Origin of the sequence: Flectobacillus sp. (assembly GCF_049240685.1) — a bacterium.
Lineage (GTDB): Bacteria > Bacteroidota > Bacteroidia > Cytophagales > Spirosomataceae > Flectobacillus.
In genome coordinates, this window is the sequence record NZ_JBMLSD010000032.1 from 2,457 (window position 1) to 12,248 (window position 9,792).

General features: G+C 39.0%; 5 protein-coding genes. 1 reads left to right on the forward strand and 4 read right to left on the reverse strand.

The genetic code is table 11. The annotated features are described in order from the left end of the window. Positions 1-216: 216 nt before the first annotated feature. The 4 genes from ACOVQ4_RS01605 to ACOVQ4_RS01620 form a co-directional block, all read right to left on the reverse strand. A complete protein-coding gene (locus ACOVQ4_RS01605; RefSeq protein ID WP_421818916.1) occupies positions 217-972 on the reverse strand; it encodes a hypothetical protein in 756 nt (251 codons plus the stop codon). Between the two features lie 209 nt (positions 973-1,181). Further along, positions 1,182-2,585 (reverse strand): dihydrolipoyl dehydrogenase, encoded by a 1,404-nt coding sequence (gene lpdA / locus ACOVQ4_RS01610; RefSeq protein ID WP_421818917.1) that lies wholly within the window; start codon positions 2,583-2,585, stop codon positions 1,182-1,184. Between the two features lie 242 nt (positions 2,586-2,827). Continuing rightward, positions 2,828-4,354, reverse strand: coding sequence for a 2-oxoglutarate dehydrogenase complex dihydrolipoyllysine-residue succinyltransferase (gene odhB / locus ACOVQ4_RS01615; protein WP_421818918.1), 1,527 nt, complete (start codon positions 4,352-4,354; stop codon positions 2,828-2,830). A 160-nt stretch (positions 4,355-4,514) separates the two neighbouring features. After that, on the reverse strand, positions 4,515-7,250 hold the full coding sequence (locus ACOVQ4_RS01620) for a 2-oxoglutarate dehydrogenase E1 component (protein WP_421818919.1): 2,736 nt from the start codon (positions 7,248-7,250) through the stop codon (positions 4,515-4,517). Between the two features lie 1,044 nt (positions 7,251-8,294). Here ACOVQ4_RS01620 and ACOVQ4_RS01625 point away from each other — a divergent pair. Continuing rightward, the gene (locus ACOVQ4_RS01625) at positions 8,295-9,635 is read left to right on the forward strand and encodes a thioredoxin fold domain-containing protein (RefSeq protein ID WP_421818920.1); all 1,341 of its coding nucleotides are present in this window, start codon (positions 8,295-8,297) and stop codon (positions 9,633-9,635) included. The last annotated feature ends 157 nt before the right edge of the window (positions 9,636-9,792 follow it).

A 9,792-nucleotide genomic window follows, 5' to 3' on the forward strand; every position in this document is an offset into this window, starting at 1 on the left:
AGAATGTGGTAAAGTAGGCACAAAGTGACAAAGGCACAGAGGCACAAAGTGGATAAGTGGTAAAGTCAAGAAGGCACAAAGTGATAAAGGCACAGAGGCTCAAAGTGGATAGGTGGTAAAGCCAAGAAGGTGAAATGTGACAAAGGCACAGAGGGATAAAGCCTAATTAAATTTCACTTTGTCCCTCTGTGCCTTTGCTCCTTTGTCACTGACATCCTAATGCTTCGGCATTTGTTTTTCCTCTACATCTTTGTACATCTTATTACCTAATTCTTTATCGAAATTGGGTTTGTGATATACTGATACTTGGTCAACTATTGGGTTTAGCTTTTGAATTGATGGATGTTTAACATCAAACTCACGATCGCCAGAAATTTGAGCATATTCAGTTTCTGATAATCCACCCGAATTTGTCGAATAGTCATTAAATCTGATATTGATATCTTTATCTGCCAATTTGCCACCTTCCCAGCTAACCACATTTCCTCCTAAATCCCAGCCAAGGCCAGTAATAGTAAATGTTTTGCCATTAAAAGCAATCACATCCTTAAGGGTCATTCCTGGCTTCAAGCCCAGTTTGGTAGTCCAAGGCGAACCCTCTGCTGCTGGCTTATCATCCTTTAGTTGCAATCTTACTAATACATCGCCGATAACTTTGTACTCTTTACCATCTTGCCAATACACCTCGATTTCCTTGGGAGTTCCTGCAAAAATCTTGGTTGCTTCAAAAGAACCTTCGCCCGTCTCGATAGTGGCTTTTTTAACAATATTCTCAGCACCAAACTTCTTCACCAAACCCTCATAATCATTACAAGCCAACACGTCATCCAAGTACATTGCATCGCTCGCTGGAGTAGTTGATTCAGCTTGGGTAACAGCAACCGAGTCTGTCTGAGTAGATTCTGAGCCAGACTTTGATTTACAAGAAGCTAATATTGAAATAGTTAAAGCTAATACGGCTATTTTTTTCATGATATTTTTTGTACAAATAGTGATATAATGATGACTACCCTCAAAGCTAAGAAAAAAGTGCGTGAGTTTCAAATCCATAATGCTGATTGAGATAGTCTTTTGGAAATGATTAATGTTGGTATTTTTAATAAAGAAAAAGGCTGACAGAATAATCCATCAGCCTTTTTCTATTTATTTTAATGCCAAAATCTCAGCATAAAAAGTTCAAATTAAGCATGCAAAGCTCTGTTTTCAGTTGCTGCCAAACATGCTTCCTTCATAGCTTCTGTATAAGTAGGGTGAGCATGTGACATACGAGAAATATCTTCAGCAGAGGCACGATATTCCATTGCTACTACTGCTTCAGCAATCATATCTGCTGCACGAGCACCGATGATATGAACGCCAAGGATTTCGTCTGTAGCTTTGTCTGCCAATACTTTTACCAAACCATCAGTATCCATTGAAGCTGTTGCACGACCCAAAGCTTTGAATGGGAATGAACCAGCCTTGTAAGCACGACCAGCAGCTTTTAATTCTTCTTCTGTTTGACCAACAGAAGCTACTTCTGGCCAAGTGTACACTACGCCTGGAATTAAGTTGTAGTTGATGTGTGGTTTTTGTCCAGCAATAGTTTCAGCAACAAATACACCTTCTTCCTCTGCTTTGTGAGCCAACATCGCACCACGAATTACATCACCAATAGCATAGATTCCACCTACTTTTGTTTGTAAAGTATGCTCATCTACTTCAAGTTTACCTCTTTGGTCTGTAGCAAGGCCAGCAGCTTCAAGATTCAATCCATCAGTATATGGACGACGACCAATACAAACTAACACATAGTCACCAGTAATTGTTACATCTTCGTCTTTTGAGTTTTTCGCTGTAACAGTTACGTCGTCACCATTATTAACTACGCCAGTTACTTTGTGGCTTAAGTAGAAATCAGCACCCAATTTCTTGATTGATTTCTGCAACTCTTTACCCATTGTTTTGTCCATGGTAGGAATCATGGAATCAGCAAATTCTACGAAACTTACTTTTGCACCCAAACGAGCGTACACCGAACCTAACTCAGCACCAATAACACCAGCACCAATAACGATTAAGTGTTTTGGAATTTCTTGAAGATTCAAAGCTTCTGTTGAAGTAATAACACGCTTTTTGTCAACAGGAATAAATGGTAACACCGTTGGTTTTGAACCTGTAGCAATGATGATATTTTTACCAGTAATTTGCTCAGCAGTACCGTCTAATTTAGCAACATTCACAGTGTTTTTGTCAACAAAAGAACCTAATCCGTTGTAAACCGTGATTTTGTTTTTCTTCATCAAGAAAGCAATACCATTATTCATCTTTTCGATTACTCCTTTTTTACGAGAAATCATTTGAGATAAATTAGCTTTCAAGTTTTCAAGCTCGATACCATGCTCAGCAAATGAATGTTGTGCATTGTAGAAATGCTCTGATGAGTCCAACAATGCTTTTGATGGAATACAGCCTACGTTTAAGCAAGTACCACCCAATACAGAGTATTTTTCGATGATGGCTGTTTTTAAGCCTAATTGAGCCGAACGGATGGCTGCTACATAACCACCAGGACCTGAGCCTATTACTATTACGTCGTATTGCATACTTTGATTATTTACAGTTATTGAGCCTTTGACTCTTTATCTATAATTGCTTTGTTACTATAAAAGTTCTTTATCGGATAGTTTTGAAATAAAGTGTTTGACTTTCGACCAATCTTCTTCAATTTTTGATGAAAATAGTTTTTCTCGCACATTGAAACAATGGATTTTAAGTCAAAAAATGATACAAAAAAGGCAAAGACACGCATAATATCGTGTCTTTGCCTCAGTAATATCTATTTAAACTAGACGTCTAACAACAAACGAGTTGGATCTTCTAATAATTGTTTGATTCGTACCAAGAAGCTTACAGACTCACGACCGTCGATGATACGGTGGTCATACGAAAGTGCTACATACATAATCGGACGAACTACCACTTGGCCACCAATTACTACAGCACGCTCAACGATGTTGTGCATACCTAAGATAGCCACTTGTGGAGCGTTGATGATTGGCGTTGATAACATTGAACCAAATACACCACCATTGGTAATAGTGAAAGTACCACCGTTCATTTCATCAAGTGTCAATTTGTTGTCACGAGCACGAGTTGCTAATCTAATAACCTCAGCCTCGATACCAGCCAATGACAATTGTTCAGCATTGCGAATTACAGGAACCACCAAACCTTTTGGAGCAGATACCGCAATCGAAACATCACAATAATCGTGGTAAACAATTTGATCGCCGTCGATAGAAGCATTAACCGCAGGGAATTCTTTCAATGCCACTGTCACTGCTTTAGTGAAGAATGACATGAAACCTAGGTTAACACCATGTTTTTCTTTGAATTTATCTTTGTACTTAGCACGCAAATCCATGATTGGCTTCATATCAACTTCGTTGAATGTAGTCAACATAGCAGTCTCGTTTTTCACTTGAACCAAGCGACGAGCCACTGTTTTGCGAAGCGAAGTCATTTTTTCTCTTCTCACGCCTCTTGAGTCAGAAGAAGCAACTGGTGCTGCCGCAGGAGCAGGAGCAGCTGCTGGAGTTGCAGGCGCTGGAGCTACTGGTTTTTGAGCACTTTGAGCATCTTCTTTAGTAATACGGCCACCTACGCCAGTACCTTGTACAGCACCAGCATCAATACCTTTTTCAGCTAAAATTTTAGCTGCTGCAGGAGAAGCATGACCAGCAGCATAGTTGGCATCGCCCGAAGGAGCTGCTGCAACTGGTGCTGCTGAAGGAGCTGGAGCAGCAACGCTAGCACCTGCACCTACCGTAATAGTAGCTACTAAGCCACCTATTGGCAATGTTGTACCCGCTTCAGCTACGATGTGTAACACACCCGCCGCTTCAGCAGGCAATTCGAAGGTAGCTTTGTCAGATTCAAGTTCGCACAGTACTTCGTCCATCGATACAGTATCACCTTCTTTCTTATTCCAAGACGAAACTGTAACTTCAGTGATAGACTCACCTACTGCTGGAACTTTGATTTCAACAACCTTAGTTTCCGTTGCAACTGGCGCTGCCGTTGGAGCAGGCGCTGCTGCTGGAGCTGCTGCAACTGGCGCTGCTGCTGCCGAAGCACCTGCGGCTTCGATAACGCAGATAACTGCACCAATTGGCAAAGTATCACCTTCTTTTGCAACAATGCGCAAAACACCTTCAGCTTCTGCTGGTAGTTCGAAGGTAGCTTTATCAGACTCTAACTCGCACAATACCTCATCCATCTTCACGACATCCCCATCTTTTTTATTCCATGAGGCAATTGTGACCTCGGTTATCGACTCGCCAACTGGCGGAACTTTCATTTCGATTGCCATCTTATTAATTTATTATTTAGTATTCGGATTGGTTGTTTGACACAATCTTCAATTTATAACTATAGTAAAATGTCCTATTAAAATTTTGTTTAGTAACATGATGCCAAAACCGACTCTCTGAGCCTTAGCGTCAAAAAGTCGGTTTCAACAAATATTATAACTAAGCAAATGCTCTATCTACTAGGATTGCTTGTTCTTCGTTGTGAACTTTCAAGAAACCTGTTGCAGGTGAAGCAGATTTTTTGCGAGCAATAACTCCTTCAAATGATTTGAAACCAAATTCGCGAGTTACAAATGACCAGTATCCCATGTTTTCTGGCTCTTCTTGTACCCAGTAAACTTTTGCTTTTGGATACTTCGCAAGTTCTGCATTTACTTGGCTAGTTGGGAAAGGATGCAACTGCTCGATACGGATAATTGCCACATCGGTACGGTTGTCTTTTTGTTGTTTTTCCAACAAGTCGAAATAAACCTTGCCAGAGCACAACAATACTTTTTTCACTTTCTTAGCATCTGCATAAGTATCACCATAAACTTCTTGGAATGAACCGTCGATAAATTCTTCGATTGGAGAAACTACCTTTGGATGACGGAACAATGATTTTGGCGACATAATAATCAATGGCTTACGGAATTCCCAAGCCAACTGACGACGCAATGCGTGGAAGATGTTTGCAGGAGTAGTCAAGTTGGCTACTACCATGTTATCTTCTGCTGCCAATTGTAAGTAACGCTCAGGACGGGCATTAGAGTGCTCAGGACCTTGACCTTCATAACCATGAGGCAATTGCATTACCAAAGCATTCATGGTACCCCATTTAGATTCGCAAGAAGCAATAAATTGGTCAATCATTGTTTGGGCACCGTTTGAGAAATCACCAAACTGAGCTTCCCAGATTACCAAAGCCTCAGGGTTTGCCAATGAATACCCAAATTCAAAACCTAACACACCGTATTCAGACAACAATGAGTTATAGATTTGGATTTGCTCTTGTCCTTCTTCAATAAAGTTCAAAGATGTATATGACTCGTTAGTTTCAGCATCGTGCAAAACTGCGTGACGGTGAGAGAACGTACCACGTTGAACATCCTGACCAGATACACGTACCATTTTACCTTCCAACAACAATGAACCATAAGCCAAAGCTTCAGCTGTAGCCCAGTTCAATTGTCCGTTTTGGAAAAATGCTTTACGGTCAGCTAATACTTTTTCAATTTGCTTCAAGGCATGGAAACCTGCTGGCAATTTTGTTAAAGCAGCCGCAATTTTATCGATAGTTTCTTTTGAAATACCTGTTTTAGGAGATTTTTCAAAGTCTTCAGAATTAGCAAAACGTAATTTAGCCCATTTGTTATCCAATTTTAATGGTACATATTCTGGACGAATTTTTTGTTTTACTTGATCAAGACGAGCTTGCAACTCAGCCTTAAATTCAGAATCCATTTGAGAAGCCAACTGAGCATCGATATCACCACGTGCAATCAACTTTTGAGTGTAGATTTCACGAGGATTTGGATGATTTGTGATATTCGAATACAAAGTTGGTTGTGTAAATCTTGGCTCATCAGATTCGTTGTGACCATTTCTACGGTAACAAACCATATCGATGAACACATCACGATTGAATTGTTGACGGAACTCAGCAGCCATTTTTGAAACAAATACAACAGCTTCAGGGTCGTCGCCATTCACGTGGAATACTGGAGCATCAATGATTTTAGCTACATCTGTACAGTAGATTGCTGAGCGAGCATCTTCAAAGTCTGTTGTAAAACCAACTTGGTTGTTGATTACGAAGTGAATTGTACCACCTGTTTCATAACCACGCAATTTGGCCATTTGAGTTACCTCATATACAATGCCCTGACCAGCTACAGCAGCATCACCATGAATCAATATAGGTAATACTTTATCGTAATCGCCATCATAATGAGCATCGGCGCTTGCACGGCAGAAACCTTCCACTACAGGGTTTACGGCTTCTAAGTGAGAAGGGTTTGGCGCTAATTTCAACGAAATTTCAGAACCAACAGGAGTAATATGCTTAGAAGAATAGCCTAAGTGATATTTTACGTCGCCATCGCCGTGGATTTGGTCAGGAATATTTCCTTCAAAACCATCGAAAATCGCTTCGTAAGATTTATGCATAATATTGGCCAATACGTTCAGACGACCACGGTGAGCCATACCAATCATAGCTTCTTTCACCCCAAGGTCAGCCGCAGTATTGATAATAGCATCGAGTGCTGGAATGGTACTTTCGCCACCCTCCAAACCGAAACGTTTTTGACCTAGGTATTTTGTACCTAAGAAATTTTCAAAAACAACAGCCTCATTCAATTTTTGAAGAATCTGTTTTTTCTCGTCGATAGAAGGATTAAAAGCTAGCGCCTCTTTTTCGATTTTATTACGAAGCCATTCCTTCACATCAGATTCTCTGATGTAAGAATATTCGAAACCAATCGAACCTGCATAGATTTTATAGAGAGATTCCACAATTTTGCGGAGAGAAGCTGGGCCTATACCCAAAAAACTACCCGCTTGGAATACAGTATCAAGATCAGCTTCAGAAAGGGCATAATCCTTTAAATCAAGACGTGGACGGCGATCCTTACGCTCACGAACAGGGTTGGTCTTTGACAACAAGTGTCCTCTTGATCTAAATGCCTTAATCAAACTGATTACGGACATTTCTTTCTGAATCATTGACGCATCGACTGATGCACCACCTACTCCGTTTGTAGTAGCCTCGCCACTCCAAGAAGCATAAAAGTCAAAACCTTTGAAAAAGTTCTGCCAACTAGCGTCAACCGAATTGGGGTCTTGCTGATACGACTCGTACAAGTCCGAAATTACCGCAGTATCGGCGTTGGCAATGTATGAAAATTGGTCCATAACTGGCGTTAATCTTTGATAATAATTAAACTTATTCGTAAAGTTTCTTACATATAGTACGAATAAAGCACAAAGAGATTGGTTTTCTGGATTTAATGAAATTTACCCAATAGAATTTTGGCAAAGTTACGGTATGCCCGTTAATTAAATCACAAAAATTTATTTGTTTTTTACAGGATTTTTGCCAAATTAATATAGTAGTCAAAATAAGCCCTCGAAAAAACCTTCTTTCTTAGAAAAATTCAACTTTACCTCAAAATAGCAATTATTTTAATCAATTTGTAATCATACCTAATTTTGTAAGAAATCTTCTTTTTTGCGGGTGCAAAGGTACACATATATCAATTTGTTTTACCTATTTTTTTTAAAAACTATCCTTATCTCTCCAAGTCAATCAGTGAGTTAGATTTGCTCATCTAGATTTTTTTTTCTTACTACGCTACTTTTTTTGGCACGCAATTGGCTACTTATGGTTTTATGAGTAAAACCATGTAGTTGTAAAGTTGTTTGAAGAGCCCGCCACAAAGCAATTAATCCTACCCAAAAAATACAAATTTGGTCAAAATTTACTCATTCCGACCAACTGGCCTCGGCGAATTTAGATTGTAGGCTATACTTGTACTTTTCGAATCTTTTTGAAGCTTTATGGCTTTTTTTACTGTAGCTCTGGGCTACAACTAAATAACTATATATTTTTGCATTGTAACGTTTTGAGGTTTCTATCTAATTTTACTGTTTATTGAAATCTTGACCTCTTTTCGCCGTGTTTCTCTGTAGTTTTTTGAAAAACACTTATTTATGTAATTTATTTTCAGTATATTAATCGTAATTACATCCTTAAATCAAACGATTTCGAACATCTACTACACACCCGATTGGGCACTTTAGTAGAAGTAGTTGTAGAGAATCTAAGGCATTCTGAATAAATAATGATATTTTCGAATGGAATTTCATGAGACAAACCGTCTTAAACATATATTTCCTCTGTACTTAAAACGTTGTAAACTCATTGAAACTATTCCTTACCAAAAACATTACCATACCATGAAACCAGTAAACCTGTCGCAAATCTGTTTTCTTACTTTCATCTGGGTAAGCACACAGACCTTCTCACAGGGGATATCTTTTCGCCAAGATGATTGGCAAAATGTGCTTGTTCAAGCCAAAGCTCAGAACAAGCTAATTTTTGTTGATATCTACACTACTTGGTGTCGTCCTTGTAAGGAGATGGACAAAAAAACTTTCTCTGAATCCTCTGTCGGCGATAAATTCAATTCTAAATTTATTAATTATAAAATTGATGCCGAAAAAGGCTTTGGCATTACACTTGCCCGTCGGTACAACGTAACCTCCTACCCTACCTGCCTGTTTGTGGATGCTACCGAAAACCTAGTCTATAAGCAAGAGGGTTATCTTGGAGCTACAGATTTGCTCAAAGAAGCCGATTTGGTTTTAACAAACCAATCAGACTCAAAGCCTATCTATGTACTTGAAAAACAATACAATGAGGGAAAACGTGATGCTGATTTTTTGTATGAATTCATTGCTAAACGTTCTCGTTACAATTTGGACAACATGGCGCTTGTTGAGGAATATGTAAAAGCACTGACCCCCATCCAACAGTCATCAGACAAAACCCTTCGCTTGATTGTTAATAATGGTTTTAAAATTGATGGTAAAGCGTTTGAACTTTTACTGAAATATCGTGAAAAAGCTGAAGGGTTGTTTGAAGGAGGTGATGAAAAAGTAAACCAAGCTTTTTCTACGAGTATAAACGAGTTTTTTTATCAGGCCATCGAAACCAAAAATAAAGTACTTTTCGAAAAAGCCTTGCAAGCCAACCTAAAAGCTCTCCCCAACACGGCCGATAGAGTAAACGATAAAAATAAATTGGCTTTTTATCTTGCCGTAAAAGATATCAACAAATATGTAGAAGCAGCCGAAAACTATTTGGATCAGTACGTCATGTTTGTCCAAATCGAAAGTATCCGAAAGCAAGATTTATGGGAATACGATAAAATGATGCAAGCTTATCGATTAGGAATTAAAGACTCGACAGGCGTGGGGGCTCCACTTTATAACAATATCAAAAAAAATGGTAGATTCACAATGGCACGCCTCACTGCAAACGAATTGAACGATGTCGTAAAAACCTTTTATGAACAAGTGGATTCTCCTGCAAAATTAGAAAAGGCTATCCCATGGGTGCAAAGAGCCATCGAACTCGTCGAAAATCCTGAATATTATCACTCTTACGCACAATTGATGCTCAAACTTGGAGATAAGCAAAAAGCACTAGATATTGAGCAAAAAGCTTACGAACTAGCATTGAAAGAAAAAATAGACACGCAAAAGTTTACTTCTGCGCTTGAAAAAATGAAATAAACATGAGTTATCCCGAATTTTTAGGATTGGGATTATCCTCTATAATTTTCATAAAAAAGGGGTCGGAATATATTTCCTGACCCCTTTTTTGAGGCTATTATGCTAGGCTTCCCTTGAAAATTACTTTTTCCAGCACAGGCCTACGAAAAATCCACTC